Raw genomic sequence first — 26,775 nt, forward strand, 5'->3', positions numbered from 1 at the left:
ATTGCCGCGCGACCCCGGCGGTCGTACCGTTAAGTCGACCCCCGCTTTGGGAGCCACCGACCCGTGAGGAGGCTGGTTTCTATGAAGAAGTGGACGCGATGGGAGGACTGGGTGGCCATCGCCGCCGGTCTCGCCGTGGCACTGTCGACCTTGTTCGTGCCGCCGATGGGCGCATCGGTCGCGATCATGGTGACGCTCGGCGCGCTGCTCATCGTCTCGGGGCTCGTCAACCTTGCGATGCCGGGCCTCGTCGCGATGGAGTACGTGCAGGGCGCCCTCGGCGTGCTGCTCATCATCTCGCCGTGGATCGGCGGCTACGCCGATCCGATGACCTTCGGTGCGGCGTGGATGTCCTGGATCGGCGGAGCGGTCGTCGTGATCGTCGCCGCACTCGCCATCCGGCCCAGCATGCGGGCCCACCAGGACGCGATCACCCACTGACGATCGGGAACGACGAAGGGCCCGTCGGCGAACCGGCGGGCCCTTCGTGGTGGATCTCAGATCGCGTTGACGTCCAGCGGGATGCCGGGGCCGAACGTGGTCGACACGGCGCCCTTCTGGATGTAGCGGCCCTTGGCGCTCGACGGCTTGAGGCGCACGACCTCCTCGAGGGCGGCCTTGAGGTTGTCGTTGAGCTGGTCCTGCGAGAACGAGGCCTTGCCGACGACGAAGTGCACGTTGGCGTGCTTGTCGACGCGGAACTCGATCTTGCCGCCCTTGATGTCCTCGACGGCCTTGGCCGGGTTCGGGGTCACGGTGCCGGTCTTGGGGTTCGGCATGAGGCCGCGCGGGCCGAGGACCTTGCCGAGACGCCCGACCTGGCCCATGAGCTCGGGGGTGGCGACGGCCGAGTCGAACGCGGTGTAGCCGCCGGCGACCTTCTCGATGAGCTCGGCGCCGCCGACCTCGTCGGCGCCGGCCGCGATCGCGGCCTCGGCGGCGGGGCCGGTCGCGAACACGATGACGCGAGCGGTCTTGCCGGTGCCGTGCGGGAGGATGACGGTGCCGCGCACCATCTGGTCGGCCTTGCGGGGGTCGACGCCGAGCTTCAGCGCGACCTCGACGGTCGAGTCGAACTTCGCCGAACCGGTCTCCTTCGCCAGGGCGACGGCGTCGGTCGGGGTGTAGTACTTGCCGGCCTCGATCTTCTCGGCCGCGGCCCGGTAGGCCTTGGACTTCTGTGCCATGTTGCTTCTCCTCGAGAGAGTGTGGTCATCGCGCCTGGCGGGCGCTGCCACGAATGAGAGTTCTGAAGGTCGGATGCCGCGACGGGGCATCCGTGGGGTCTCGATACGCGTCGGCTTCGCCGGCGCTCCTCGACCACCGAGGGGATTACTCGACCGTGATGCCCATCGAGCGGGCGGTGCCGGCGATGATCTTCGAGGCGGCGTCGAGGTCGTTCGCGTTGAGGTCGACCATCTTCTGCTCGGCGATCGCGCGGACCTGGTCCTGCGTGAGCTTGCCCACCTTGGTGGTGTGCGGGACGCCGGAGCCCTTGGGCACGCCGGCGGCCTTCTTGATGAGCTCGGCGGCGGGCGGGGTCTTCAGGATGAAGGTGAACGAGCGGTCCTCGTAGACCGTGATCTCGACGGGGATCACGTTGCCGCGCTGCGACTCGGTGGCCGCGTTGTAGGCCTTGCAGAACTCCATGATGTTCACGCCGTGCTGACCCAGGGCCGGGCCGATGGGCGGGGCCGGGTTGGCGGCGCCGGCGTTGATCTGAAGCTTGATCAGACCAGTGACCTTCTTCTTCGGTGCCATGATTTCTCTCTTCCTGTTCGAACGCCCGACCGAATCGATCGGGGCACTCTCCCGCAGGTTCCGGCGGATCCGGGCTGCGGTGGTCTGTGTGCTGGACGCAGCACAACCCCCCGAGTATACCGGAGGGTCGCTGCGTGGGTTCTGTGAGCTCTTAGAGCTTGGTGACCTGGTCGAAGCTGAGCTCGACCGGGGTCTCGCGCTCGAAGAGGGAGACGAGCACCGTGAGCTTGCCGCTCTCGGGCTTGATCTCGCTGATCGTGCCGGGCAGGCCCGCGAACGAGCCGTCCTTGATCGTGATCGTCTCGCCGATCTCGAAGTCGACCTCGGCCGGGATGGCGCGGGCGGCACCGGCGGCGGCACCGGCCTTCGCCCCGCGGGCGGGGGCGACGTCCTTGATCTCGACGAGGCTCTTCAGCATGCCGAAGGCCTCCTCGAAGCGGAGGGGCGTGGGGTTGTGCGCGTTGCCGACGAAGCCGGTGACACCGGGAGTGTGGCGGATGACCGACCAGCTCTCCTCGTTGAGGTCCATGCGCACGAGCACGTAGCCGGGGATGCGCACGCGGGTGACCATCTTGCGCTGGCCGTTCTTGATCTCGACCACGTCCTCCATCGGCACCTCGACCTGGAAGATGTAGTCGGCCATCGCCATCGACTCGCGGCGCTGCTCGATGTTCGCCTTCACGCGGCGCTCGAAGCCCGCGTAGGAGTGGATGACGTACCACTTGCCCGGGAGGAAGCGCAGTTCGGCGCGGAACTCCTCGTAGGGGTCGTGGGTCTCCTCGGCCTCCTCGGCGGTCGCCTCGGCGGCCGCGAGGACCTCGTCCTCCGAGTCGATCTCGAGGGCGTCGTCGACGACCGCGTCGGCCTCGGGGTCGGCGGCCTCGGCCATGGCGTCGAGCACGGCGTCGAGGTCGATGTCGTTGCCCTCGTCGTCGACGATGTGCACGGCGCGGTGCTCGGCCGCCTCGACCGACTCCTCGTCGTGCTCGTTGGGCGAGCCTTCCTGCACTTCGTCGTCCTCAGACGACTGCTCGGCAGCCGTCGCCCAGTCGACGTCTTCGCGCTCGATCCTTGCCACTTCTCTCAATCCTTTGCTTCCGTGCGCCGTCGGCGCCTCCGGTCACCGGGGCCGCGCCCCGCTAGGCCGCGGGAGTACCGAAGACCCAGAGGACGAGCCAGCCGAAGACCTGGTCGAGGCCCCACACGAGCGCCATCATGATGATGACGAACACGAGCACGACGGCGGTGAAGCTGAACAGCTCCCGACGCGTGGGCGTGACGACCTTGCGCAGTTCGCCGAAGACCTGCCGGATGAACAGCGCGATCCGCGCGAAGGGGTTGCGCCGCGCCGCGCGTTCGCGCTTCGCGTTGGCGACGACATCCTCGCTGGGCTCGTCGATGATCTTCCGTGCCACCTCGTACACCTTTCGTGGGCCGGCAATCACTGCCGGCTCGCAGGGCGGACAGGACTCGAACCTGCAACCTGCGGTTTTGGAGACCGCTGCTCTACCAATTGAGCCACCGCCCTTCGGAGGCCCTCGGCCTCCGCGGGTGTCGCGCTCCCGCCTGCTCCTCCTGCCCGAAAGAGGGCAGGGGAAAGCTTGGGTGAGAACCGCAACCTCAGCAAGTTTAGGCGACGGATGCCGCGCCGCCAAACCGCGCCCGCATCGCCGTGCCGCTCGCGGCCCCCGCGGCGTCGCCCGCCGCCGTAGATTGGGAATCGGCCGCGCCGCACGACGACGCCGGCGGCCGGCCGAGAGGGGAGCCGACTGATGCCGTCCGCACGCGCCGCCCGGCGGTTCGCCGAGCCCCGCTCGAGCGTCGAGGTGATCGGCGAGCACTCCGAGTTCCGGCTCGACCTCGAGCGCATCCGCTTCTCGCCGTACTTCTCGCGCCTGTCGGCGGTGACGCAGGTGATCGCGCAGCCCGGCGCCGGCCCGCTCATCCACAACCGCCTGACGCACTCGATCAAGGTCACCGCGGTCGCGCGGTCGATCGCGGTCGGGCTCAACGACCCGTCGTCGCCCGCCCGCGACCTCGTGCTCGAACACGGCTGCGACGCCGTCGTGGTGCAGGCCGCGGCGAGCGCGCACGACCTGGGGCATCCGCCGTTCGGCCACCTCGGCGAACGCGTGCTCGATCGGCTGGCGCGCGAGAGCCTCGGCCTCGCCGACGGCTTCGAGGGCAACGCGCAGACCTACCGCATCCTCACCGCGCTCGACGTGTGCGAGGCGGCGCCGCAGGGCCTGAACCTCACGGCCGCGGTGCGCACCGCCGTGGCGAAGTACCCGTGGACGCGGTTCGTCGACGTCGGCTCGTCCGACGAACCCCTGCCACGCGGCCTCCGCCGCGTCTCGGGCGGGGTCGAGGTGGTGAAGTTCTCGGCGTACGACCTCGACGCCGACGACCTCGTCGCCGCACGCCGAGGGATGCCGCCGCTGCAGCAGTCGCTCGAGTGCTCGATCATGGACATCGCCGACGACATCGCCTACTCGATCCACGACGTCGACGACTTCTACCGGGCGGGCCTGCTCAGCCAGGGCGCCGTCGCGCGGGAGTTCCGCGGGTGGATCGCCGGCGCGACCGAGCTGCGCGCGCTCGACGACGAGGGGCTCACCCCCCGCGGCGCACCCCCCGGCTCCGCGCTCGAGGGCCTGCGCCGCAAGCTGCGCCGCAGCGACCCGTGGATCGCCGACGACGACGCGTTCGCCGACGCCGTCGACGTCGTGGCCGACGACCTCGTCGACGGCCTGCTCGCGACGCCGTTCGACGGCTCGATCGCCTCAGAGCGCGCACTGTCGTCGTTCACCAACCGCTGGATCGGGCACCTGCGGGCCTCGGTCGTCCCCGCGCCGCCCGGCGTCGCACGCTCGGGCCTCGTGACCCTCGACCGGCGCGCGTGGCACGAGGTCGAGGTCCTGAAGTTCGTGCACCGGCACTTCATCCTCGACCGCGCCGACATCGTCATGTACCAGCGCGGGCTCAGCCGCGCCCTCACGCGCACCGTGCGCGGGCTCACGGCCTGGGTCACCGACGACTTCGATCGGCACCGCGTGCCCGAGCGGCTCCGAGAGCTCGTCGACCTCGCGACCGAGGGGTACGCCAGGCTGCGCGCGGCCCAGCCGGCGGGCATCCCGGTGCCCGAGGCATCCGAGGTGCACACCCTCGGGGTGGCACGCGGCGTGGTCGACTACGTCGCCTCGCTGTCGGACGACCAGGCGCTGGCGGTCTCGGAGGCGATCGACGGCCGACCCGACCGCCTGTGGGACATCGGCCAGAGCCTCTGAGCGCCGTGCACGACACGGCGCCCGCGGATCTTGTCGCGCGCTGCCGGCAGCGCTAGCGTCACGCTCAGCACCACCCCGCGCCGAGCGCCCCCGCCCGGTGCCTCGTCCGAGTTCGAGGGAGTGTTCCGCCATGAGTGACAACACCGTGACCAAGTGGGTCGGCTGGGTCTGGTTCGCCGCGATCGTCATGCTCATCGCCGGCGTCTTCGACGCCCTGCACGGGCTCGCCGCGATCTTCGCCCCCGGGAGCGCCTACTTCGTGCGGACCGAGGGCGCCCTGCTGCTCCTCGACGTGCAGGGCTGGGGCTGGTGGCACCTCATCATCGGCATCGCGCTCATCATCGGTGCGGCCGGGCTCTTCCGCGGCGCGACCTGGGCGCGCGTGGTCGCCGTGATCCTCGTCGGCATCAGTGCCGTCAGCCAGCTGTTCCTGCTGCCGACGCAGCCGTGGCTGTCGATCATCGTGCTGGCGCTCGACGTGCTCGTGATCTACGCGATCATCGTGCACGGACGGGAGATGGCGGCTCGGACCGACTGAGCTCCGTCCGCCTGCGCGGCAGCGCGACGAGCGCGCCGACCATGACGAGCACCCCGCCGGCCGCCGCGGCCCACCATGCGGTGTCGGCGGGGATGTCGAGGTAGACGCTGATGCCGAGGATGCGGGAGAGGCCCCACGGCAGCAGCGCCATCTCGTCGTTCCAGAGCGTGAGCGCGGCCTCGAGTCCGATGGCGCCGATGAGCGCCCCGACGACGGCGAGCACGGCGCCGACGGCGGCGACCACGGTGCCGGTGGCCCGGCGGGCGCCGATCTGCCCGGCGAGCGCCCAGGCGCCCGCGACGAGCACCCAGCCGAACGCCGCGAAGGCGACCACGACGTAGGCGGATCGGGCGAGCGGGTCGGTCCAGAAGTGGAACCAGTAGCCGCCCGGACCCGTCGGCGCGAGCACCACGAGCAGGAGCAGCACTCGCAGCATCGCCGCGCCGCCGACGGCCGCGAGCACGGGCCACGCGCGCCGGCCCCGCAGCGCGAACAGCAGCACGAGCACGAAGACCGCCCACGAGCCGAGCGTCACCACGAGGTGCGACGGTGCGAGGAACCAGGTCTGCATGCCGCGGCTCGCCACGAGCGCGAGCGCGGGCACGCCCACCACCAGCGCGCGATCGACGCGCGTGAGCCCGTCGGTCGCCTCGGCGGCGCGCCACGGACGGGTCGCCGCGACCCAGAGCGCGCGTGCGGCCCTCGCCCCGGGCCAGCCGGCGCGCGCGGCGCCCGCGGCGCCCGCGGCGATGCCGTAGGCGATGAACGCCGCGGCGAGCACGAGCGCGATGCGCGCGGCCCATGCCATGGGCAGGTCGCGCTCGGCGCGGTCCACGCCGAGCTGCGCCGCGGTGAGGTTGTACGCCGGGTAGTACGGGTCTCCCGCGTAGGCCGCCTCGTGCGCGGCGGCGGATGCCTCGAACGCATGCCGCGCGGCATCCCACCGCTCGTACGCGGACTGCTCGCCGGTGTCGTGCCACTGCGCCTGGCGCAGGAACATCTCGCGGTAGTCGCCGAGCATCGCGTAGGTCGACGCCTGGTAGTCGAGCGTGTCGAGGAACGCCGTGCGCAGCGCCGGATCGCGCCAGGTCGCGGCATCCGTCGCAGCCACCGCCTCGCGCATGCGCTCGACGGCCGCGCTCGCCCGGTCGCCGCCCGCGATGGCCTCGTCGAGCTGGTCGCGGCTCACGTCGTAGATGACGTCGAGCACGGCGCTGTCGCCCGTGACGATGTCCCACTCGAAGATCCACATCATGGGCGGCGGCTCGAGGCCGATCGCGAACACGCGGCGGTCGGCGAACGGACCGATGTAGAGACCCTCGGTGATCGCCTCGCGCGACTGCGCCATCGCCTCGCCGATGGCCCGCACGGTGGCGGGGTCGTCGGAGAACCAGCGTCGCGCCCAGTCCGCGGTGAGCTGCGCCGGGTCGGCACCGGGGTCGCGCGCGAGGCGCACGGCGAGCTCGGTGTTGAGCTCGTAGAGCTGCCAGAAGCCGGCCTTCAGCTCGAGCGAGAGCGGCCCGGCGCGCCACGGGCCGCCGTCCTGCGTCCAGGTCCAGATGCCCTCGAGACCCGGGTTCGCTGCGATGAAGCGCTGCAGGGCCTCCTGATAGAGCACGCCGAGGTCGTTCGGGAACGCGCCGAAGTTCTCGAACTCGCGGCGGCTCTGGAACTCGACGATGCGGCGGTGGTCGCCGACCTCGAGCGTGTGGTTGAGCGGCAGATGGCTGTAGAAGTCGCCGAGCGTGTACTTCGTCGACACGATGAGGCGGTCGGAGTCGATGCCATCGAGCACGGCCCGGTACGAGCGGTCGTTCGTGTGCATGTCGCCCACCGCGCCCACGCCGACGCTCCACGTGCGGAAGATCACCTCGCGGTCGACCCGCTCGGCCTGCTCGGTGAACGCCGTGAGCATCGCGCGCACCGAGTCGACCGTCGTGACGGCGAGCTCGGAGTAGTAGTCCCAGCCCGGCAGGTCGTAGACGCGGCCCGCCTCGCCGATGCGCACGAGCAGTCCGTCGACGTAGGGCAGCTCGGCGTAGAGCTCGTCGAGGCCGGCCGCGTACACGTCCCAGAAGGCCGGGTCCTCGGTGGCGAGCCCGCCGAAGCGGTCGGTGAGATACGCCTCGAGCGGCGTCGTGAGCGTGAGCATGTCGGTGCGGAAGTAGACGCGCAGGCCCGCGTCGTGCGCGAACTCCCACATCGGCCCGAAGGCCTCGCGCATCGCCAGTGCGCGGGCGACGTGGTCGTCGTCGGCGCCGTACACGTCGTCGCCGTCGCCGACCTCCGAGAACGTGAGGTACTCGATGAACCCCGGGATGGCGATCGCGTTGTAGCCCTCGGCGAGCGCGTGGCGCACGTACGCCTCGAAGTCGGCACGAGCGACCTCGAGCGCCGCCTCGTCGATGTACGGCGCCTCGGGCAGGATGACGTCGGCGAAGGCCTTCGAGTTGTGCGAGTAGTCGTCGCCGGCGGCCCACTCCGCCTCGTCGACGGTCACGCCCACGGCGCCGAGGTCGACCATGCGGAACCCGAGCTCGGACTCGACGACGTCGCCGAGCCGCTCATCGACAGGCCGTCCGTCGCGGACCGCCGCGGCGAGGTCGTAGACCCCGAGGGCGGCGCCGGCCTCGGTGGCCGCGACGACCCGAAGCGCGTCGGGCGCGCCCTCGAGCCGGTACGTGTCATCGGCATCGGATGCCGCTGCCGCGCCGCCCCCCTCGACGACCACGTCGAGCGTCGCCGTGCCCTCGGTGGCGCCCGCATCGGCGACCGCGGCCTGCAGTTCCTCGACCGCCAGCGCCATGCGGAGGGAGTCGGGCGCCGTCACCGCCGTGAACGCCGGCGGCACGGAGACGGGGATCTCGGGCGCGGCCACGAGCGTCTCGGCGGGGATGTCGGACGGCTCGGATCGGATGCCGAGCGCGTCGGTCAGCACGAACGCGATCCCCGCCCCGAGGGCGAGCAGGACCAGGATCGCGGCCCCGGCGCGCAGGGCTCGTCGGGGGCGCGTCATCACGCGGCGCAGCGTAGCAGAAGTGGGTCAGATGTCCCACTCTGTGCGCCACCTGTGCGTTCACCCAGCGGCCGCGACCCCTTCCCCTGCGCGTCATCCCGACGACGGACGGCGTCGATTGGCTCGCCGCATGAGCCGAACATCGACACGACGCGCCCTGCCGCGCCTCCTCGCACTGTCCGCCGCCGCGGCCCTCGCCGCCGTCATCATCCCCTCCCCCGCCATAGCCGCACCCGGCCAGGGCGACGAGCACTCGAGCTCGCCGTACGTGCAGGCGCACGAGCCCACGCTCGTCGCGCGCGCGACGCTGAGCGCCGACCACCTCGAGCCGGGGCCGGCGTCGGGTGCGCTCGCCTCGCCGGGCAACGGCCGGGTCGGCCCGTGGCCGGGCCAGGTCATCCCCGGGTTCTCGGCCGCCATCGACAACGGCGACGGCACGTTCTGGGCCCAGCCCGACAACGGCTTCGGCAGCAAGGGCAACTCCGCCGACTTCCTGCTGCGCACCTACCTCGTGCGTCCCGCCTGGCAGACCGCCGCCGGCGGTGCCGGCGAGATCGCCGTCGAGCGCTTCGTCTCGTACAACGACCGCAACCACGTGCTCGACTTCCCGATCGTGAACGACGGCACCCCCGAGCGCCTGCTCACCGGCGCCGACTTCGACATCGAGTCGGTCGTGCGCGCCGCGGACGGCTCGTTCTGGGTCGGCGAGGAGTTCGGGCCGTTCCTGCTGCACTTCGACGCGAACGGCACGCTGCTCGAGAAGCCGTACTCCCTCACGGGTGCGAAGTCCCCGCAGAACCCGTACCTGCAGCCGGGCGAGACGCCGCGCGTGCGCGCCAGCCGCGGGTTCGAGGCGCTCGCGGCATCCGTGAACGGGCGCTACCTCTACCCGGTGATCGAGGGCTCGTACGCCGACGACCGCGACCTGCGCCGCCGCGAGATCCACGAGTTCGACACTCGCGCGGGCGCCTACACCGGTCGGACCTGGAGCTACCAGGCCGACCAGGAGGCGAACGTCATCGGCGATGCCTTCACCGTTCGCAACGACGTGCTCCTGCTCATCGAGCGCGACGACTTCGAGGGCGAGCAGTCGGTCACGAAGCGCGTCTACGAGGTCGACCTGCGTCGCACGGATGCCGCGGGGTACCTCGAGAAGACGCTCGTGCTCGACGGGCTCCGCATCGCCAACCCCGACGGCATCGGCGCGGGCGACGGCTACGGCACGGGCGAGGTCTTCTCCCTGCCCGTGCAGTCGTTCGAGACGGTCGTGCGGCTGAAGAACGGCGACCTGCTCATCGGCAACGACAACAACTACCCCGGCAACGACGCGCGCATCCCGGGAACGCCCGACGACACCGAGTTCGCCGTCATCGACCTCGACAAGCTGAAGATCGAGCCGTCGCCGGTGACCCTGGTCGGCCACCGCGGCGCGAGCGGGTACCGCCCTGAGCACACGCTCGCCTCGTACGAGACCGCGATCGTGCAGTGCGCCGACTACATCGAGCCCGATGTGGTCTCGACGAAGGACGGCGTGCTCGTCGCCCGCCACGAGAACGAGATCAGCGGTACCACGGATGTCGCGGCACGGCCGGAGTTCGCCGGTCGCAAGGCGACCAAGCTCATCGACGGCGCGAGCATCACCGGCTGGTTCACCGAGGACTTCACGCTCGCCGAGCTCCGCACGCTGCGCGCCAAGGAGCGGCTGCCGCTGACCCGGCCCGCGAACACCGCGTTCGACGGGCTCTACCTGATCCCGACCCTCGACGAGGTCATGGACCTCGCCCGCCACTCGATCAGCTGCGACGGCCGCCAGGTCGGCGTCTACCCCGAGACGAAGCACCCGACGTACTTCGACTCGATCGGCCTCTCGCTCGAGGAGCCGCTCGTCGCGGCGCTGCAGGCGAACGACCTCGATCGCGCGACCGCGCCGGTAATCGTGCAGAGCTTCGAGGTCGGCAACCTGCGCGAGCTCGACGCCATGACCGACGTCACCCTCGCCCAGCTCGTGAGCTCGTCGGGTCGCCCGTACGACTTCACCGCCGCCGGCGATCCGCGCACCTACGCCGACCTCGTGACGCCCGCCGGCCTCGCCGAGGTCGCGACGTACGCCGACGGCGTCGGCCTCGAGAAGTCGGTCATGATCCCGCGCACGCCGGCGGGCACGCTCGGCACGCCGAAGCCGATCATCGCGGACGCCCACGCGGCCGGGCTCGACGTGCACGGCTGGACGTTCCGCCTCGAGAACCAGTTCCTGCCGGCCGAGTTCCGCTCGTCGAGCGACCCGAACGCTCCCGGCGACCTCGCCGGCGAGCTGCAGGTGTTCATCGACGCGGGCATGGACGGCGTCTTCAGCGACCACCCCGACGTTGCCGTGACGATCGACGGGCCCACCGAGGGCTGATCGGTCGTTCGTCCCGACGGGCGGGCGGATGCCACGGCATCCGTCCGCCCGTCGCCGACCCCACGTGCCACGCGGCATCCGCTCGCCCTAGGCTGTGAGGGTGACCGAACACGCCCGACTCTCCGCCCGCATCGCCGCCATCGCCGAGTCCGCCACGCTGAAGGTCGATGCGAAGGCGAAGGCCCTCCAGGCCGAGGGCCGGCCGGTCATCTCGTACGCCGCGGGCGAGCCCGACTTCCCGACGCCCGAGCACATCGTCGAGGCGGCGCTCGACGCCGTGCGCGATCCCCGCAACCACCGCTACACGCCCGCGGCCGGCCTGCCCGACCTCCGGGAGGCGATCGCGCAGAAGACGCTGCGCGACTCGGGCCTCGAGGTCGGCGCCGGCCAGGTCGTCGTCACGAACGGCGGCAAGCAGGCCGTGTACCAGGCCTTCCAGGTGCTGCTCGACGACGGCGACGAGGTGCTCGTCCCCACGCCGTACTGGACGACGTATCCCGAGGCGATCAAGCTCGCGGGCGGCCGCCAGGTCGACGTGTTCGCCGGCGCCGACCAGGGCTACCTCGTCACGGTCGACCAGCTCGAGGCCGCGCGCACCGACCGCACGAAGGTGCTGCTGCTCGTCTCGCCGTCGAACCCGACCGGCGCGGTCTACTCGGCCGACCAGATCCGCGAGATCGGCCAGTGGGCGCTCGAGCACGGCATCTGGGTCGTGGCCGACGAGATCTACCAGAACCTCACCTACGCCGACGACCCCGACGGCGTGCCGCCGCGCGCGGTGTCGGTCGTCGAGGCCGTGCCCGAGCTCGCGAACCAGACGATCCTCGTCAACGGCGTCGCGAAGACCTACGCGATGACCGGCTGGCGCCTCGGCTGGATGGTCGGCCCCTCCGACGTGATCAAGGGCGCCGCCAACCTGCAGTCGCACCTCTCGTCGAACGTCTCGAACATCTCGCAGCGCGCCGCGATCGCCGCGCTCACCGGCCCGCAGGAGCCTGTCGAGGAGATGCGCCGCGCGTTCGACCGCCGCCGTCGCACGATCGTGGCCGAGCTCTCGAAGATCGACGGCGTGCACGTGCCGGTGCCGCAGGGCGCGTTCTACGTCTACCCCGACGTCACGGGCCTGCTCGGCCGGGAGTGGGGCGGCGTCACGCCGACCACGTCGCTCGAGCTCGCCGACCTCATGCTCGAGCAAGCCGAGGTCGCGGCCGTGCCGGGCGAGGCGTTCGGGCCGAGCGGGTTCCTGCGCTTCAGCTACGCGCTCGGCGATGCGCCGCTCCTCGAGGGCGTGCAGCGCCTGCAGCGGCTGTTCGCCTGACCACGTCCCGACACGACGACGGGCCGCCGGGGATGAACCCGGCGGCCCGTCGACGTCGATGCCCCTAGCGGTCGTCGTCGCGGAAGGCGTCCTTCACGTCCTCGACGGCGTTCTTCATGTCCGCCTTGGCCTGGTCCATCTTGCCCTCGGCCTCGAGGCGCTCGTTGTCCGTGACCTTGCCCGCGGCCTCCTTGGCCTTGCCGCCGAGGTCCTCGGCCGTGTTCTCCATGCGGTCTCCGACACCCATGATCGGACTCCTTTCCGGCGGGATCGCCGCCGCATCCCACTCAACGCGGGACGGGGCGGCCCGACAAGGGGCTTGAGTCCGGGCGCGCGACTCGCTACGCGACGACGAGTGCGCGGCGGGACTCCGCGACGACCTCCTCGGCGATCGCATCGAGCAGCCGCGAGCGCAGGTTCCACTGCTGCCAGTGGTGCGGCACGTCGACCGGCGGACCGCCCAGTGACACCAGCGCTCCGCGGTCGAGCTCGTCGTCGCATTGGAACCCGGGCAGGAGCCCCCAGCCGAGGCCGAGCTTGATGGCCTCGGCGAAGTCGTTCGACGCGGGGACGTAGTGCCGGGGCGAGCGCGCGGCATCCGCGCCGACCTCCTCGAGCCACGCGGACTGCAGGTCGTCGCGCCGGTCGAAGTCGACGCGCGGCGCCGACTCGATCGCCGCGCGCGTCGGCCCGTCGGGGAGCCAGAGCGCGACGTAGCCGGGAGTGGCGACCGCGCGGTAGCGCATGATGCCGAGGGGACGCACGACGCAGCCGGCGACGGGCTCGGCCTGCGAGGTGACCGCGGCCATCACGGTGCCCGACTCGAGCAGCCCGGCGGTGAAGTCCTGGTCGTCGCGGTGCAGGTCGAAGACGACCGGATGCCGCTGCACCACGCGAGCGAGCGCCGGGAGGAACCACGTGGCGAGCGAGTCGGCGTTGACGGCGAGCGGCACCGAGACGGGTCTGTCGGGCGCGGCGTCGTCGCCGAACGCGGCGAGCGCGTCGTGCTCAAGCAACGCGAGCTGGCGGGCGAGGCGCACGATGGGCGCGCCGGCCTCGGTGGGGCGCGCCGGCTTCGACCGCACCACGAGCACGCGACCGAGCTGCTGCTCGAGGCTCTTCACGCGCTGCGAGACCGCCGACGGCGTGATCCGCAGGCGCTTCGCGGCCGCGTCGAACGTGCCCTCGTCGATGACGGCGGCGAGGGTGCGGGCGAGGTCGAGCGGGATCTCCATCTGAAGCAATGCTAATGCTGATGAAGAATCATGAGCTGGATTGCTGAACGCTGCGCGCCTAGCCTCGAAGCGTGTTCACCTCCCTGCTCGCCGGAATCGGCCTCGGCCTCTCGCTCATCGTCGCCATCGGCGCGCAGAACCTCTTCGTGCTGCGCCAGGGCATCCGGCGCGAGCACGTGCTCGCGGTCGCCGCGATCTGCGCTCTCTCCGACCTCGCGCTGATCATCGTGGGCGTCTCGGGCGTGGGTGCCGTCATGCAGGCCGTGCCGTGGCTCGTCGACCTCATCCGGTGGGCGGGCGCGGCGTTCCTCGTGGCGTACGGCCTGCTTGCGGCACGACGGGCGATCCGTCCGAGCGGCGCGGCGCTCGACGCACGCAGCGGTGCGGATGCCCCGGAGCGGTCGGATGCCGGGGCCGGGACACCTGCGGCATCCGACGGCCCGGAGGCATCCGGTGGGCTCGCCGCATCCGGTGGGCTCGCGGCATCCGGTGGGCTCGCGGCATCCGGGACCGCGACGGCGACGGCAACCGCGACGGCGACCCTGACCCGCACGGCGACCGCTCGCTCGGGTCTGCTCGCGGCCGTGCTGACCTGCCTCGCGCTCACGTGGCTCAACCCGCACGTCTACCTCGACACGGTGTTCCTGCTCGGCTCGGTCGCGAACACGCACGGCGACGGTCGCTGGGCGTTCGCGGTCGGCGCCGGGCTCGCGAGCATCGCCTGGTTCTTCGGCCTGGCCTACGGCGCGAGGCTCCTCGGCCGCGTGCTCGCCAGCCCGCGCGCCTGGCGGGTGCTCGACGCGGTGATCGCGGTCGTCATGATCGTGCTCGGCGTCTCGCTCGTGCTGCCGCACTGATCGTTTCGGATCGAAGTGTCGATCCGCCTTCCCCTCGTTCGTCGTACCTGCGTAGCGTGACCGAGGGAGAGGAATCCGCCATGCAGTACGCACTGTTCTACGCCGAGGGCCCCGACGCCCTGCCGTACGTCCCCGCCGAGGACAACGTCGGCGAGTGGGTCGACGACATCGAGGCGCGTGGCGTCTCGGAGTACGGCGAACGCCTGCGGCCCGAGCACGACGCGACGACCGTCCGCGTGCGCGACGGCCAGGTGCTCGTCGTCGACGGGCCGTTCACCGAGGCGAAGGAGGCGATCGGCGGGTTCGACGTCATCGACGTGCGCGACCTCGACGAGGCGATCGAAATCGCGTCGAAGCATCCGGCGGCGTCGTTCGGGCGCGTGGAGATCCGGCCGTTCGTGCAGTGGCCCGACGCCGAGCCCGGCGCCAGGATCGTGCCCGACGGATTCGCCGAGCGGGCGCCGCGCGGACGGCGGTACCTCATGCTCGTCGTCGCGGAGTCGACCGGCGAGCGGAGCGAGGCCGCGGCCGACACCGACGCGGCCGACACCGACGCGGCCGACACCGACGCGGCGGACGACGACCCCGAGGCCTGGGTGAACGAGATGGACGGACGCGGCATCCGCCAGTTCGGCGAGGTGCTGCGGCCGCCGTCGGATGCCACCTTCGTGCGCCGCCGCAACGACGAGGTGCTCGTCACCGACGGCGGATTCGCGGAGTCGAAGGAGTGGGTCGCCGGGTTCGACCTCATCGACGTGCAGGATCTCGGCGAGGCGATCGGGGTGGCCGCGAAGCACCCGATGGCCCGCGGCGGCGCGATCGAGCTGCGGCCGCTGTGGCCGTTCGACGTGCACGGCGACCAGGTCGCGCGCGCGGAGCGGGAGGCCGAGGAGCGCGGTCGCCGCCTCGAACCCGCGGCCGCCGAAGCCCTCGCAGGAGCGTCGCTCTGACCGGTTCGGACGAGAGCGAGTCGGGTGCGGGCGCCGGGGACGCGCTCGCGCCCGACGTCGCGGTCGCGTTGCGCGAGGCGTATCGCGGCGAGTGGGCGCGCGTCGTCGCGACCCTGATCCGGGTGACGGGCGACTGGGACGTGGCCGAGGAGGCCGCGTCGGGCGCCTTCGAACGCGCGGCGACCACGTGGGCGCGCGACGGCGTCCCGCGCACCCCGGGCGCCTGGCTCACCACGGCCGCGCGCAACCTCGCGCTCGACCGGTTGCGGCGCCGCGGCGTCGAGGCCGAGAAGGTCAGGGAGTGGATGGCGATGGAGGAGTTCTCGGGGCGGGCCGACGGCCCGCGCGATCCCGCCGACGTCGTCGCCGACGACGAGCCCGCGTGGGACGACCGGCTGCGGCTCGTCTTCACGTGCGCGCATCCCGCCCTGTCGATGGACGCCCGCGTGGCGCTGACGCTCCGCACCGTCGGCGGTCTCGACACCGGCGAGATCGCCCGGGCGTTCCACGTGCCGGAGGCCACCATGGCCCAGCGCATCGTTCGTGCGAAGCGCCGGATCCGGCACGCCGGCATCCCCTACCGCGTGCCCACCGCCGACCTGCTCCCCGAGCGACTCGACGGCGTGCTCGCGGTGCTCTACCTCGTGGCGAACGAGGGCTACCTCGCGTCGCACGGCGACGAGCTGCAGCGCCTCGACCTCTCGATCGAGGCGATCCGCCTCACGCGCATGGTGGTCGCGCTGCTCCCCGACGCCGACGAGGCGCGGGCGCTCCTCGCGCTCCTGCTGCTGCAGCACGCCAGGTCGGCCGCGCGCGTGGACGCCGACGGCGAGCTCGTGCCGCTGCCCGAGCAGGACCGCTCGAGCTGGGATGCGGCCGAGCTCGCCGAGGGGCTCGGGCTGCTCGAGGCGGCGGCGGGCAACGGCGGCCCGGCCGACCCGCCCGGGCCGTACCGCCTGCAGGCGGAGATCCAGGCCGTGCACGCCCGCGCACGTACGGCCGACGAGACGGACTGGGCGGCGATCGTCGACCGGTACGACACCCTGGCGACCTTCGCCGACTCGCCGTTCGTGGTGCTCAACCGGGCGATCGCCCGGGGCATGGCCTTCGGGCCCGAACAGGGGCTCGACGACCTCGCGCTGCTCGAGGCATCCGGCCGGCTCGACGGCTACCACCTGCTGCCGGCGGCCCAGGCCGACCTGCTGCGCCGGCTCGGGCGCGCGGATGCCGCGGCCGCCCGCTATCGCGAGGCGATCGCGCTCGCCCGCACCGCCCCCGAGCGGCGCTTCCTGGAGCGGCGGCTCGCCGAGCTCGGGGTGTGACGGGTGGCGGGCGCCGCGCCGGAGACCCGACGCGGCGCCTCGCCGTCAGCCCTGCGCGAGCGGGGCGAAGATCGGCAACGCCTGCACGGGACCGGACCACGCGCTCACGACGCTCGTCGGTCCCCAGCCCGGCTTGTGGGCGGTGACCCGAACCGACAGGGAGGTTCCGGCGTCCTGCGCGGTGGGGATGTACTTGCGCGAGGTGGCGCCGTCGATCGGCATGCCCCACCGCAGCCACTGGTAGGAGTACCGCACCGGGTCGGGCGTCCAGACACCTGGGTCCACCGTGAGGAGGCTGCCCACCTGCGGAACACCGACGATCGTCGGAACGCCGGCCGTCATGCGTTCCATCACCACCCTCGTCGGCTCACTCGTCGTCGTGGCCGAGCGCACGCCGAACGCCGAGCCGGTGACCCGCACCGAGATGCGGCTTCCGAGGTCCCCCTCGCTGACGGTGTACTGCTGCCAGAAGACGCCCTCGATGGGCTCGCCGTCGCGGAGCCACTGGTAGCGGCTCGACTGCAGCGCCGGAGTCCAGACGCCGCTGTCCACGGTGAGGGTCTCGCCCGGGGTGGGGTTCCCGACGATGGCGACGGTGCCGGGCACGATCGCGTCGGCGAACGGAGCGATCTCGGCGTCGAAGCCGACGAGCGTCTCACCCTCGGCGACCGTGATGACGGTCGCGGAATCGAAGTCGGCCGCATCGGCGTACCACTCCTCGATGAACTCGCCGGGAGTGTCCTTCAGTGCGCCGAAGGCGAGACGGTACTCGCCGGCGGGGAGTGCGTCGATCGTGTAGCTGCCGTCGGCCGCGACGCCGGCGACGTTCGCGATCGAGCGGTCCGCGCGATGGATGCTGACCGAGGACCCGGTCACCGGCGAGCCGTCGGTGGAGGTGACGATCCCCGAGATGGTCGCCCCACGCTGGAGCACCGCGTCCACGCCCGTCACGGCCGTCCCGGCGGCGACGAGCAGCGATTCGCTCGCCTCGAACGGCACGAACCCGCCGCCGGCGGTGACCGACAGGCGATACGTGCCGGCGGCCAGTCCCTCGATCACGTAGGCTCCGGCGGCATCCGTCGTGGCGTATCCGCCGCGGCCGGTCGTCTCGTTGCGCACCGACACCGAGGCGCCGCCGACCGGCGACCCGTCCGTGCCGGACGAGACGGTTCCGGTGATCGACGCCAGGCGCGGAAGCACCACCTCCGTGGTCGTGACGCCGCCCGCGGCGACCCGCACGATCGGCAGGGTGGCGAGCTCGTCGAGCGTCGGGCTCCAACCGGCGATGGTGGGCACGTCACCCCAGCCGGAGGACATCCACTGGCGAACCGCCAGTCGGTAGTCCCCGGCCGGAAGGCCCGAGATGGTGAAGGCGCCCGCGTTCGCGGACGCGAACCCAGTCGCGAACGTGGAGCCTGCGGGGTACGCGGTCACCTGGGCGGCGCCCGTCAGGGGAACGACGGGCTCGCCCTGGCCGACGATCGTGCCGGAGATGGTGCCGGAGGTCTCGTCGGCCGAGGCCGGCACGGCGACGCCGAGCGCGGCGCCGGCGGTGAGCCCGACGGCGAGGAGGAGGGTGAGGGCGCGCGCGCCGGCGCGCCGGAAGGAGTGGGTCGTCATCGAGTCCGTCGTCTGGGTAGGGCGCAGAGCGCGGTGGAGCGTGCGGCATCACCCGCACGCTGCTGCAGCATATCGGCGCGGGCATCAGGTCGGGGTACCCCCCGAACGAGGCACGCGGGCATCCACCGATCGGTGGAGGGCGGAATCGACCGCACGGTCGCTGCCGCTCGCGAGCCGCAACCGGCAGGCTCGGTGGCATGGACATCACGACGCCCGGTACGGGCACCATCGCGAGTGACGCGGACGCCGCCGTGCGCATCCGCGGCCTCCGCAAGGACTACGGACAGCTCGCCGCCGTCGACGGCATCGACCTCGACATCGCGCGCGGCGAGACCTTCGCCCTGCTCGGCCCGAACGGCGCGGGCAAGTCGACCACGGTCGAGATCCTCGAGGGCTACCGGCTCCGCTCAGGTGGCGACGTCAGCGTGCTGGGCGTGGACCCGGCCCGCGGCGACCTCGCCTGGAAGGCCCGGATCGGCATCGTGCTGCAGTCGGCCACCGAGCCCGGCACCGCGACCGTGCGCGAGCAGCTGCGGCAGTTCGCGGGCTACTACCCGAATCCGCGGGACGTCGACGAGGTGATCGCCGCGGTCGGCCTCGAGGAGAAGGCGCGCACGCGCGTGGCGAAGCTCTCGGGCGGCCAGCGCCGGCGGGTCGACGTCGCGCTCGGCATCATCGGGCGCCCCGAGCTGCTGTTCCTCGACGAGCCGACGACGGGCTTCGACCCCGAGGCGCGGCGCGAGTTCTGGCAGCTCATCCGGTCGCTGAAGGCCGAGGGCACCACGATCCTGCTCACGACGCACTACCTCGACGAGGCGGCGCAGCTCGGCGACCGGGCGGGCGTCATCATCGGCGGCCGGCTCGTCGACGTCGGCGCGATCGACGAGCTCGGCGGCGCCGAGGCGCGTGTGCCGATCGTGCGGTGGCGCGAGGCCGACGGCGCGCTCCGCGAGGTGCGCACCGAACGACCTGCCGAGCTCGTCGCCTCCGTCGTCGCCCGGCTCGGCGGCGAACCCGAGGGGCTCGAGGTCATCCGCCCGAGCCTCGAGGACATCTACCTGCAGCTGGTGCACTCGGCCGGAGCCGAGGCGCACGATCGCGAGGAGGCGCTCGCATGAGCACGACCATGATCGGCGCATCGCGCGTCGGATTCGAGACGCGGAGCTACTTCCGCTCGCCCGATGCCGTGTTCTTCACGTTCCTGTTCCCCGTCATCATGCTCGGCATCTTCACGGCCGCGTTCAGCTCGGCGGGCGAAATCCAGCCAGGCCCGGGCGCCGAGGGCGTCTCGGTCGGGGCGTACTACCTGCCGGGAATGCTCGCCGCGGGCATCCTCCTGTCGGGCGTGCAGAACCTCGCCGTCGACATCGCGGGCGAGAAGAGCAACGGCACGCTGAAGCGGCTCGGCGGCACGCCGCTGTCGCCGGTGTCGTACTTCATGGGCAAGATCGGCCAGGTCTTCGCGACCGGCGCGCTGCAGGCCGCGCTGCTGCTCGTCGTGGCGGCGACGGTGCTCGGCATCGCGCTGCCGACGACCCTCGACGCGTGGCTCACGTTCGCGTGGGTGTTCGTGCTCGGCACCATCACGTCGGCGCTGCTCGGCATCGCGCTGTCGGCGGTGCCGCGCAGCGGCAAGAGCGCCACGGCCGTCGTCATCCCGATCGTGCTCATCCTCCAGTTCATCTCGGGCGTGTACCTGCAGTTCTCGCAGCTGCCCGAGTGGATGCAGAACATCGCGAGCATCTTCCCGCTCAAGTGGATGGCGCAGGGCATGCGCGCCGTGTTCCTGCCCGACGACTTCAAGGTGCTCGAGCAGAACGGCGAGTGGGACCTCGGGCTCGTCGCGATCGTGCTCGTCGCCTGGCTCGTCGTGGGGCTCGTCATCAGCCGCGTCACGTTCCGGTGGATCCGGCGCGACGCGTGACCGACCGGGCGCCGGCAGCCTCGCGCTGCCGGCGCCGACCCGCACGTGAGAAGGTGGCGTCATGCTGAGCGCACGCTGGTGGGACCTCGCGGCGATCGTCGCCGCGAGCGTCATCGTGGTGCTGACGCTCATCGACCCGCCGTACGGGCCGACCGAGTGGGGCGCGTGGGCCGCGGCGGGCGCGTTCCTCATCGTGTACTTCGCCGGCGCTCGTCGCCTGCTCCCCGTGGGCGAGCTGCGTCCGTACCTCGTGGTCGCGATCCTCTTCGCGGCGGTCCTCGCGGTCGGCACGGCGTTCGAGCCGGCGTTCGCGATCGTGCAGGCGTTCATCTACCCGTTCGTCTGGACCACGGCGCCGACCACGAGGAGCGCCATCACGGCGAACATCCTCGTCGCCGCCGCGATCGTCGTCGGCTACGCCGCGCGATCCGGTCCCATGGGCCTGCTCACCGGCCTCGGCGTGGCCGTGCTCACGGTCGGGTTCAGCATCGCGCTCGGCCTCTGGATCACCCGCATCGCCCAGTACGGGGAGGAGCGCGCACGCCTGCTCGACGAGCTGCAGGCCGCGCAGGGACAGCTCGCCGCGATGCACCGCGATGCGGGCATGACCGAGGAGCGCGGACGGCTCGCACGCGAGATCCACGACACCATCGCGCAGAGCCTCACGGGGCTGGTCATGGTGGCGCAGCGGGCGGGCAACCGGCTCGAGGCGGTCGACGGGGCGGCCGCGGCATCCGCGCGCGACGACATCGAGCTCATGGAGCAGATGGCCCGCGAGGCGCTCACCGAGGCCCGCGGGCTCGTCGCGGCGCTCGCGCCCGTCGAGGCCGAGGCGGGACTCGCCGAGGCGCTGCGCCGCCTCGCCGTCTCGTTCGAGCGCGAGACCGGCGTGGCCGTCTCGGTCTCGGCCGACGTCGCCGGCCTCGACCGCGAGCTCGAGGTCGTGCTGCTGCGCTCGGCGCAGGAGGCGCTCGCCAACGTGCGCAAGCATGCCCGCGCGTCGGCCGCGACGATCGAGGTGGCGGCCACGGGAACCGATGTCGTGCTCACGGTGACCGACGACGGCGTCGGACCCGGCGAGGCGCAGCCGGGCGAGCACGGGTTCGGGCTCGCCGGCATCCGCGACCGGGCGGCGCTCGCGGGGGGCACGTTCGAGTTCGGGCCCGCCGCCACGGGCGGCACGCGACTCCGGGTCGTCGTGCCTCGAGCGGATGCCGCGAGCCCCACGGGAGGCACCGCATGACGGTTCCCATCCGCATCGTCGTCGCCGACGACCACCCGATCGTGCGCGCCGGCATCGTCGGACTGCTCGAGACCGCGCCCGGCATCGAGGTGGTCGGGGAGGCCGCCGACGGCGCCGAGGCGGTGGCGCTCGCGGCGTCCGAGCGCCCCGACCTCGTGCTCATGGACCTGCGGATGCCCGGCGTCGACGGGGCGAGCGCGACGGCGAGCATCGTCGCGGCGGGCGGCGGCACGCGGGTGCTCGTGCTCACCACGTACGAGACCGACGACCACATCCTCGCCGCGATCGAGGCGGGGGCGAGCGGCTACCTGTTGAAGGCGGCGCCGCAGGCCGAGATCCTCGCGGGCATCCGCGCGGTCGCCGCGGGCGAGACGGTGCTCGCGCCGTCGATCGCGGCGAAGCTCGTCTCGCGCGTGCGGGCCGACGCGGCATCCGAGCCTCCGCCGGCGCTCTCGCCGCGCGAGCGGGAGGTGCTCGTGCTCGTCGCCGAGGGACGCTCGAACCCCGAGATCGCGAAGGCCCTCTACATCGGCGAGGCCACGGTGAAGACGCACCTGCTGCACGTCTTCGAGAAGCTCGGCGTGAACGACCGCACCCGTGCCGTCACCCGCGCGATGGAGCTCGGCCTCATCTGAACCGAGCCCGGCGACCGAGCAGGCGCCGGCATCCGACCGTCGCCGAGCGTCCGCCCGTCGCCTAGCGCGACCGGCCGCGCGCCGCAACGCCGTGACGAAGCGAGGCGCGCCCCCTACGCTGTGCGGGTGGCACCATCGAGCGTCCGCGTCGCCATCCGGCGCACGAGGATCCTCCCCCGGTGGGTCCGGCGGGCGGATGCCGCGGCCGGCCGTGCCGTGAACCGACGCCACGCGCACCCCCTCGCCGACCGGTTCTGGTCGCGGCTCACGGGCTTCGCCGACCGCGGCGTGCTCTGGTGGACGCTCGCGGGCGTGCTCGCGGTGACCCGTCGACGTCGCGCGGCCGCGCGCGGCCTGCTGTCGCTGCTCGCGGCGAGCGCGCTCACGAACCTCATCGCCAAGGAGGTGTTCGGCGGCGACCGGCCGTTGCTCGCCGACGTGCCGATCGCGCGGCGCCTGCCGAAGCCGCCGATCACGCCGTCGTTCCCGTCGGGGCACTCGGCGAGCGCGGCCGCCTTCGCGGCCGGGGTCGCGATCGAGAAGCCGGGCATCGGGGCGGCGATCGCGCCGCTCGCGCTCGGCGTCGGGTACTCGCGCCTGCACACGGGCGCGCACTGGCTCTCGGACGTCGTCGGCGGGCTCGCCCTCGGCGCGGGCGTCGCGGGCCTCGGCGCGCTGGTGGTGCCACGGCGCGGCGAGCCCGTGCCGCCCGTGCCGAGCGGCGTCGACCGTGCGCTGCCCGCATCGCCCGACGGCACAGGCGTGTTCCTCGTCGCGAACCGCTCGTCGGGCACCGCGGTCGTGCGTGCGGACCCCCTGCGGCTCATCGCCGACCGGCTCCCCGCCGCCCGGGTGCACGTGCTCGAGGACGGCGAGGAGCCCGAAGCGGTCGTGCGCGCCGCGCTCCGGCACCGCCGCGGCCGGCCGCGCATCCTCGGGGTGTGCGGCGGCGACGGCACGGTCGCCGCGGTGGCGCACGAAGCCCGTGCCGCCGGACTGCCGCTCCTCGTCGTCCCCGGCGGGACGTTCAACCACTTCGCGCGCACGGCCGGCGACACGTCGGCCGCCCTCGCGGTGAGTGCGCTGCAGCGCGGCGAGGGCGTGCGGGCGGATGTCGCCGAACTCTCGTTCGGCGACCGCCCGCCGGTCACCGTGCTGAACACCGCCTCGGTGGGCGTGTATCCCGACTTCGTGGCGATGCGCGAGGAGCTGCGGGACCGCTGGGGCAAGTGGCCGGCCGCGCTCATCGCCGCCGCACGCGTGCTGCGCCGGTCGGCGCCCGTGGAGGTGGTCGTGGCGGGGCGCCGTGCCCGCGTCTGGACGCTCTTCGTGGGCGTCGGGGAGAACGACCCGGGCACCGTCGCGCCCCTGCAGCGGCGCAGCCTCGACGGGGGCGTGCTCGACGTGCGGATCCTGCATGCGGGATCGCGCGTGCGTGCCGCCGCGTCCCTCGCCTTCGGGCGGCGGGTGAGCCGCGTGCTCCGCGGGCTGCGGCTCCTCCCCAAGCGCATCGAGTCGTTCACCACGGAGTCGCTCGACGTCGTGGTGCGCCCGCGCGGCGGCCAGCCGCCGGGGTTCGCGCACGACGGCGAGGTGGCGCTCGAGGCGCCCGCGCGAGCGCAGGCGGCGTACCCCGGTCCGGGCTACCGCACGCTCATCCGGATCGTGCCGCAGGCGCTCGACGTGTACCGGCCGTCAAGTGCACGGCCGACGGCGGCCGAGGCGGCGAGCGCATCGGCGACCGCGACGGACGCCTAGAGGCTGATGCCCACGAACACGGGCTCGGGGTGCAGCACGATGCCGAACTCGGCCTGCACCCGGCTCTGCACGAAGCGGGCGAGCTGCGCGACCTCGTCGGCCGTGGCGCCGCCGCGGTTCGTCAGCGCGAGCGTGTGCTTCGACGAGATCGCGGCGGGCGACCCGGGCAGGGCGAAGCCGCGGTGGATGCCGGAGTGCTCGATGAGCCACGCGGCCGAGAGCTTGACGAGCGGCTCGGGCGGCGCGGCATCCGCCTCGGGCTCGACGGCTTCGAGCGACGCCTGGTGCGCGAGGAACTGGTCGAGGGGCGATTCGTCGAGTCCCGACGTGATCGGGGTGACCTGGTCGGGCGCGTCCTCGCCGACGTACCAGCGCGGCGCGTCGCCCGGCAGCGTGCGCGCCGTGCGCTCGGTGACGATCGGGTTCGTGAAGAACGAGCCGGCGCTCACCGAGTCGGGGTCGTCGGGATCGAGCACCATGCCCTTCGAGGCGCGCAGGCGCAGCACGGCCTCGCGGACGCGGGCGACGGGCACGCGGTCGCCGAGGTTCACCTGCAGCGCGTCGGCGAGCTGGGCGTAGGCGATCGGCTGGCCCAGGGGCTCCCCGAGCACGGCCCGCTCGACGGAGGTGTCGTGCAGGTCGAACTCGGCCGAGACGACGATCCCGCGCAGGCCGCGTTTCAACACCGACGTTCGGTAGCCGAGCTCCAGCTCGGCGGCCGTCATGCGGCGGGGCACGTCGGCGCCCTCGTCGAGGAACTCGATCGCGACGAGCGTCGACTCGAGCTCCTGCCCGTAGGCGCCGATGTTCTGCACGGGCGCGGCGCCGACGGAACCGGGGATGCCCGAGAGCGCCTCGAATCCGGAGTACCCCTCGTGGACCGTCCAGGCCACGACGTCGTCCCACGTCTCGCCGGCCTGCACGCGGATCCGCACCGAGGCCACCCCGTCGGCGGCGGACGCGTCGCCGACCAGGCTCGAATCGGCCGAGTCGCCGCGGCCGAGCACCTCGATGCCCTTCGTGGCGATGCGGATCACGGTGCCGTCGAAGCCCTCGTCGCCGACGAGCAGGTTGGAGCCGCCGCCGAGCGCGAGCCACGGCCCGCCGTGCTCCCACGCCTCGGCGGCGAGGTCGACGAGGTCGCGCTGCGTCGTCGCGGTGACGAGCCGGTGCGCCGGCCCGCCGACGCGCAGAGTGGTGAGCTCCGAGAACGGGATGTCGAGCGCCATCAGTCGAGCGAGACCCGAACCTGCGCCTTGCCGAGCACGGTCTCCTCGCCGACCTTCACGGTGAGGTCGATGCGGGCCACGCCCGTCTCGGCGTCGAGCTGGCCCACCTTCGCGACGACCGACACGACGGCGCCGAGCTCGGGGTCCACCACGACCGGGCGGGTGAAGCGCACCTGGTAGTCGGCGATGCGGCCCGGATCGCCGGCCCAGTCGACGACGGGCTGCACGGCGAAGCCCATCGTGAGCATGCCGTGCGCGAGGACGCCCGGCAGGCCGACGGCGCGCGCGACGTCGTCGCGGTAGTGGATCGGGTTGAAGTCGCCGGACGCGCCGGCGTAGCGCACGAGCGAGTCGCGCGTGAGCGGGAACGACGCCTCCGCGACGATGTCGCCGACACTGAGTTCTGCGAGCGCGGGGGCGGCCATCAGTCCTCCTCCCCGCGCACGACGAGTGCCGAGATCGTGGTCACGACATGGGCGCCGGAGGCATCCGTGACCGAGGTCTCGGCCGTGACGATCGAGTGCCCGCCCAGCGTCTTGACGCTCGGCACCGTGAGCGTGGCCGTGAGCAGGTCGCCGGCGACGATCGGGCGGCTGAAGGTGAAGCGCTGGTCGCCGTGCACGACCCGCGAGAAGTCGATGCCCGCATCGGGCTCGGCGAGCAGCTGCGCGAGCGTGCGCTCCTGGACGACGACGGCGAAGGTGGGCGGCGCGACGACGTCGTCGTAGCCAGCGGCCCGCGCCGCCTCGGGGTCGAGGTTGATCGGATCGGTCGCGAACACGGCGCGCGCGAACTCGCGCACCTTCTCGCGGCCGACCAGGTAGGGCTCGGTGGGCGGGAACGTGCGCCCCTGCAGCTCTGGGTTCACTGGCACCCCGACAGTCTATGCGGGCGCCCATCGCCGGTGGTCGAGTAGCGCGCGACGAAGGAGCACGCGTATCGAGACCGACACGAGGGTCTCGATACGCGTGCTTCGCTCGCTACTCGACCACCGAGGCTCAGCGCTTGCCGCCGCCCAGCAGGCCGCCGAGGAGGTCGCCCAAGCCTCCGCCCGAGCCGCCCGAACCGCCGCCGCCCAGCAGGCCGCCGAGGAGGTCGCCCAGGCCTCCGCCCGAGCCGCCTGCGCCGCCGCCGCTTCCGCCGCCACCCAGCAGGCCGCCGAGGATGTCGCCGATCCCGCCACCGCTGCCGCCGTCGTCATCGGATGCCGCGGGCTCCTGCTTCTTCGTGAACTGCTTCGCTAGCCACGCCATCACGATCGGCGCGAGGATCGGCAGGAGCTGGCCGATGATGTTGCCGCCACCGCCGCCTTCCTTCGTGTCGAGCGCCGTCACGACCTGGTCGGTGTTGGTGCCGAACACGTTCTTCACGATCTTGCGGCCGTCGTCCTCGTCGACGTCGGCGAGGTTCACCCCGCCCTCGACGAGCTTCGGGTCGTGGTGCACGACCGCGCGCTCGAGCGACGCGGCGCCGGCCGGGTCGGTCGCGTTGGCGCCCATGCCCGCCAGCAGCGCGGGAAGCGCGTCGTCGACGGCCCTCCTCGCCGTGGCCTCGTCGACCCCGAGCTTCGCGGCGATGTCGCTCATCGGAAGGTCGGCGATGATGTCGTCGTATCCGGCCATCTGGAACTCCCCCGTTCCCGCGCCCGCCCTCGGACGCAACGGTCTCACCGTAGCCGGGC

25 protein-coding genes and 1 tRNA gene are annotated in these 26,775 nt (G+C 72.7%); 13 read left to right on the forward strand and 13 right to left on the reverse strand.

Going from position 1 to position 26,775, the window contains the following annotated elements; all coding sequences use genetic code 11:
- Positions 1-81: 81 nt before the first annotated feature.
- Positions 82-441 carry an SPW repeat domain-containing protein gene (locus tag ACWEOH_RS05130; protein ID WP_148732535.1) on the forward strand — a complete coding sequence of 120 codons (360 nt, stop codon included), beginning with the start codon at positions 82-84 and terminating at the stop codon, positions 439-441.
- 56 nt (positions 442-497) lie between these two features.
- On the opposite strand, the gene rplA is transcribed toward ACWEOH_RS05130, so the two are convergent.
- From rplA to ACWEOH_RS05155, 5 genes are all read right to left on the reverse strand, one after another.
- Complete coding sequence (rplA, locus tag ACWEOH_RS05135; protein WP_452028825.1) at positions 498-1,187, reverse strand: 50S ribosomal protein L1; 690 nt, start codon at positions 1,185-1,187, stop codon at positions 498-500.
- Positions 1,188-1,332: 145 nt separating this feature from the next.
- Positions 1,333-1,761, reverse strand: a complete 429-nt coding sequence (gene rplK / locus ACWEOH_RS05140) for a 50S ribosomal protein L11 (RefSeq protein WP_148732537.1) — start codon at positions 1,759-1,761, stop codon at positions 1,333-1,335.
- 151 nt (positions 1,762-1,912) lie between these two features.
- Positions 1,913-2,839 carry a transcription termination/antitermination protein NusG gene (gene nusG / locus ACWEOH_RS05145; protein WP_148732538.1) on the reverse strand — a complete coding sequence of 309 codons (927 nt, stop codon included), beginning with the start codon at positions 2,837-2,839 and terminating at the stop codon, positions 1,913-1,915.
- Between the two features lie 61 nt (positions 2,840-2,900).
- Positions 2,901-3,176, reverse strand: a complete 276-nt coding sequence (gene secE / locus ACWEOH_RS05150) for a preprotein translocase subunit SecE (RefSeq protein ID WP_148732539.1) — start codon at positions 3,174-3,176, stop codon at positions 2,901-2,903.
- 40 nt (positions 3,177-3,216) lie between these two features.
- Positions 3,217-3,289 (reverse strand) — tRNA-Trp (locus ACWEOH_RS05155).
- Positions 3,290-3,533: 244 nt separating this feature from the next.
- Here ACWEOH_RS05155 and ACWEOH_RS05160 point away from each other — a divergent pair.
- Both ACWEOH_RS05160 and ACWEOH_RS05165 read left to right on the forward strand, forming a co-directional pair.
- Complete coding sequence (locus ACWEOH_RS05160) at positions 3,534-5,048, forward strand: deoxyguanosinetriphosphate triphosphohydrolase family protein (RefSeq protein ID WP_452028828.1); 1,515 nt, start codon at positions 3,534-3,536, stop codon at positions 5,046-5,048.
- 130 nt (positions 5,049-5,178) lie between these two features.
- Positions 5,179-5,586, forward strand: coding sequence for a DUF7144 family membrane protein (locus ACWEOH_RS05165; protein ID WP_452028830.1), 408 nt, complete (start codon positions 5,179-5,181; stop codon positions 5,584-5,586).
- Here the strand turns inward: ACWEOH_RS05165 and ACWEOH_RS05170 are convergent.
- Positions 5,546-8,602, reverse strand: coding sequence for a hypothetical protein (locus ACWEOH_RS05170; RefSeq protein WP_452031858.1), 3,057 nt, complete (start codon positions 8,600-8,602; stop codon positions 5,546-5,548). The genes ACWEOH_RS05165 and ACWEOH_RS05170 overlap by 41 nt on opposite strands.
- A 130-nt stretch (positions 8,603-8,732) precedes the next feature.
- On the opposite strand from ACWEOH_RS05170, the gene ACWEOH_RS05175 reads away from it, so the two are divergent.
- Together ACWEOH_RS05175 and ACWEOH_RS05180 are read left to right on the forward strand one after the other, a co-directional pair.
- Positions 8,733-11,003, forward strand: coding sequence for an esterase-like activity of phytase family protein (locus ACWEOH_RS05175; RefSeq protein WP_452028832.1), 2,271 nt, complete (start codon positions 8,733-8,735; stop codon positions 11,001-11,003).
- Positions 11,004-11,103: 100 nt separating this feature from the next.
- Entirely contained in the window at positions 11,104-12,321 is a 1,218-nt protein-coding gene (locus ACWEOH_RS05180) for a pyridoxal phosphate-dependent aminotransferase (protein ID WP_452028834.1), read from the forward strand.
- 64 nt (positions 12,322-12,385) lie between these two features.
- On the opposite strand, the gene ACWEOH_RS05185 is transcribed toward ACWEOH_RS05180, so the two are convergent.
- Both ACWEOH_RS05185 and ACWEOH_RS05190 read right to left on the reverse strand, forming a co-directional pair.
- Positions 12,386-12,568: a CsbD family protein gene (locus tag ACWEOH_RS05185; protein ID WP_452028836.1), complete on the reverse strand. Its 183-nt coding sequence runs from the start codon at positions 12,566-12,568 to the stop codon at positions 12,386-12,388.
- Between the two features lie 94 nt (positions 12,569-12,662).
- Positions 12,663-13,556, reverse strand: a complete 894-nt coding sequence (locus tag ACWEOH_RS05190; RefSeq protein WP_452028837.1) for a LysR family transcriptional regulator ArgP — start codon at positions 13,554-13,556, stop codon at positions 12,663-12,665.
- 71 nt (positions 13,557-13,627) lie between these two features.
- On the opposite strand from ACWEOH_RS05190, the gene ACWEOH_RS05195 reads away from it, so the two are divergent.
- The 3 genes from ACWEOH_RS05195 to ACWEOH_RS05205 all read left to right on the forward strand — a co-directional run bounded on the left by ACWEOH_RS05195 (position 13,628) and on the right by ACWEOH_RS05205 (position 16,685).
- Complete coding sequence (locus tag ACWEOH_RS05195; RefSeq protein WP_452028839.1) at positions 13,628-14,413, forward strand: LysE/ArgO family amino acid transporter; 786 nt, start codon at positions 13,628-13,630, stop codon at positions 14,411-14,413.
- Between the two features lie 80 nt (positions 14,414-14,493).
- Positions 14,494-15,363 carry a YciI family protein gene (locus tag ACWEOH_RS05200; RefSeq protein WP_452028841.1) on the forward strand — a complete coding sequence of 290 codons (870 nt, stop codon included), beginning with the start codon at positions 14,494-14,496 and terminating at the stop codon, positions 15,361-15,363.
- 68 nt (positions 15,364-15,431) lie between these two features.
- Entirely contained in the window at positions 15,432-16,685 is a 1,254-nt protein-coding gene (locus tag ACWEOH_RS05205; protein ID WP_452028842.1) for an RNA polymerase sigma factor, read from the forward strand.
- A gap of 45 nt (positions 16,686-16,730) precedes the next feature.
- Here ACWEOH_RS05205 and ACWEOH_RS05210 read toward each other — a convergent pair whose 3' ends face one another.
- A complete protein-coding gene (locus ACWEOH_RS05210) occupies positions 16,731-18,305 on the reverse strand; it encodes a carboxypeptidase regulatory-like domain-containing protein (RefSeq protein WP_452028845.1) in 1,575 nt (524 codons plus the stop codon).
- A 197-nt stretch (positions 18,306-18,502) separates the two neighbouring features.
- On the opposite strand from ACWEOH_RS05210, the gene ACWEOH_RS05215 reads away from it, so the two are divergent.
- From ACWEOH_RS05215 to ACWEOH_RS05235, 5 genes are all read left to right on the forward strand, one after another.
- On the forward strand, positions 18,503-19,423 hold the full coding sequence (locus ACWEOH_RS05215) for an ABC transporter ATP-binding protein (protein WP_452028847.1): 921 nt from the start codon (positions 18,503-18,505) through the stop codon (positions 19,421-19,423).
- Complete coding sequence (locus ACWEOH_RS05220; RefSeq protein ID WP_452028848.1) at positions 19,420-20,229, forward strand: ABC transporter permease; 810 nt, start codon at positions 19,420-19,422, stop codon at positions 20,227-20,229. The genes ACWEOH_RS05215 and ACWEOH_RS05220 overlap by 4 nt, the downstream gene beginning before the upstream one ends.
- Positions 20,230-20,290: 61 nt before the next feature.
- Positions 20,291-21,472, forward strand: a complete 1,182-nt coding sequence (locus tag ACWEOH_RS05225; RefSeq protein ID WP_452028849.1) for a sensor histidine kinase — start codon at positions 20,291-20,293, stop codon at positions 21,470-21,472.
- Entirely contained in the window at positions 21,469-22,107 is a 639-nt protein-coding gene (locus ACWEOH_RS05230) for a response regulator (RefSeq protein WP_452028851.1), read from the forward strand. Before ACWEOH_RS05225 ends, ACWEOH_RS05230 begins: the two co-directional genes overlap by 4 nt.
- Before the next feature lie 126 nt (positions 22,108-22,233).
- A complete protein-coding gene (locus tag ACWEOH_RS05235; RefSeq protein ID WP_452028853.1) occupies positions 22,234-23,865 on the forward strand; it encodes a phosphatase PAP2 family protein in 1,632 nt (543 codons plus the stop codon).
- On the opposite strand, the gene ACWEOH_RS05240 is transcribed toward ACWEOH_RS05235, so the two are convergent.
- The 4 genes from ACWEOH_RS05240 to ACWEOH_RS05255 form a co-directional block, all read right to left on the reverse strand.
- Complete coding sequence (locus ACWEOH_RS05240; RefSeq protein ID WP_452028855.1) at positions 23,862-25,094, reverse strand: UDP-N-acetylmuramate dehydrogenase; 1,233 nt, start codon at positions 25,092-25,094, stop codon at positions 23,862-23,864. The genes ACWEOH_RS05235 and ACWEOH_RS05240 overlap by 4 nt on opposite strands.
- Complete coding sequence (locus ACWEOH_RS05245) at positions 25,094-25,519, reverse strand: MaoC family dehydratase (RefSeq protein ID WP_452028857.1); 426 nt, start codon at positions 25,517-25,519, stop codon at positions 25,094-25,096. Before ACWEOH_RS05245 ends, ACWEOH_RS05240 begins: the two co-directional genes overlap by 1 nt.
- Positions 25,519-25,968 (reverse strand): FAS1-like dehydratase domain-containing protein, encoded by a 450-nt coding sequence (locus tag ACWEOH_RS05250; RefSeq protein ID WP_452028859.1) that lies wholly within the window; start codon positions 25,966-25,968, stop codon positions 25,519-25,521. Before ACWEOH_RS05250 ends, ACWEOH_RS05245 begins: the two co-directional genes overlap by 1 nt.
- 124 nt (positions 25,969-26,092) lie before the next feature.
- Entirely contained in the window at positions 26,093-26,716 is a 624-nt protein-coding gene (locus tag ACWEOH_RS05255; protein ID WP_452028861.1) for a DUF937 domain-containing protein, read from the reverse strand.
- Positions 26,717-26,775: the final 59 nt, after the last annotated feature.

The organism is Agromyces sp. NPDC004153 (genome assembly GCF_053603635.1).

What these genes read in the sequence shown, in the direction of transcription:
- ACWEOH_RS05165 (WP_452028830.1), top strand. Translation starts at nt 5,179, where the DNA reads ATGAGTGACAACACCGTGACCAAGTGGGTCGGCTGGGTCTGGTTCGCC.
- ACWEOH_RS05185 (WP_452028836.1), bottom strand. Translation starts at nt 12,568, where the DNA reads ATGGGTGTCGGAGACCGCATGGAGAACACGGCCGAGGACCTCGGCGGC.
- ACWEOH_RS05215 (WP_452028847.1), top strand. Translation starts at nt 18,503, where the DNA reads ATGGACATCACGACGCCCGGTACGGGCACCATCGCGAGTGACGCGGAC.
- ACWEOH_RS05210 (WP_452028845.1), bottom strand. Translation starts at nt 18,305, where the DNA reads ATGACGACCCACTCCTTCCGGCGCGCCGGCGCGCGCGCCCTCACCCTC.
- ACWEOH_RS05245 (WP_452028857.1), bottom strand. Translation starts at nt 25,519, where the DNA reads ATGGCCGCCCCCGCGCTCGCAGAACTCAGTGTCGGCGACATCGTCGCG.
- ACWEOH_RS05175 (WP_452028832.1), top strand. Translation starts at nt 8,733, where the DNA reads ATGAGCCGAACATCGACACGACGCGCCCTGCCGCGCCTCCTCGCACTG.
- ACWEOH_RS05240 (WP_452028855.1), bottom strand. Translation starts at nt 25,094, where the DNA reads ATGGCGCTCGACATCCCGTTCTCGGAGCTCACCACTCTGCGCGTCGGC.
- rplK (WP_148732537.1), bottom strand. Translation starts at nt 1,761, where the DNA reads ATGGCACCGAAGAAGAAGGTCACTGGTCTGATCAAGCTTCAGATCAAC.
- ACWEOH_RS05170 (WP_452031858.1), bottom strand. Translation starts at nt 8,602, where the DNA reads ATGACGCGCCCCCGACGAGCCCTGCGCGCCGGGGCCGCGATCCTGGTC.
- ACWEOH_RS05200 (WP_452028841.1), top strand. Translation starts at nt 14,494, where the DNA reads ATGCAGTACGCACTGTTCTACGCCGAGGGCCCCGACGCCCTGCCGTAC.
- ACWEOH_RS05220 (WP_452028848.1), top strand. Translation starts at nt 19,420, where the DNA reads ATGAGCACGACCATGATCGGCGCATCGCGCGTCGGATTCGAGACGCGG.
- ACWEOH_RS05230 (WP_452028851.1), top strand. Translation starts at nt 21,469, where the DNA reads ATGACGGTTCCCATCCGCATCGTCGTCGCCGACGACCACCCGATCGTG.
- ACWEOH_RS05130 (WP_148732535.1), top strand. Translation starts at nt 82, where the DNA reads ATGAAGAAGTGGACGCGATGGGAGGACTGGGTGGCCATCGCCGCCGGT.
- ACWEOH_RS05255 (WP_452028861.1), bottom strand. Translation starts at nt 26,716, where the DNA reads ATGGCCGGATACGACGACATCATCGCCGACCTTCCGATGAGCGACATC.
- ACWEOH_RS05190 (WP_452028837.1), bottom strand. Translation starts at nt 13,556, where the DNA reads ATGGAGATCCCGCTCGACCTCGCCCGCACCCTCGCCGCCGTCATCGAC.
- ACWEOH_RS05225 (WP_452028849.1), top strand. Translation starts at nt 20,291, where the DNA reads ATGCTGAGCGCACGCTGGTGGGACCTCGCGGCGATCGTCGCCGCGAGC.
- ACWEOH_RS05160 (WP_452028828.1), top strand. Translation starts at nt 3,534, where the DNA reads ATGCCGTCCGCACGCGCCGCCCGGCGGTTCGCCGAGCCCCGCTCGAGC.
- rplA (WP_452028825.1), bottom strand. Translation starts at nt 1,187, where the DNA reads ATGGCACAGAAGTCCAAGGCCTACCGGGCCGCGGCCGAGAAGATCGAG.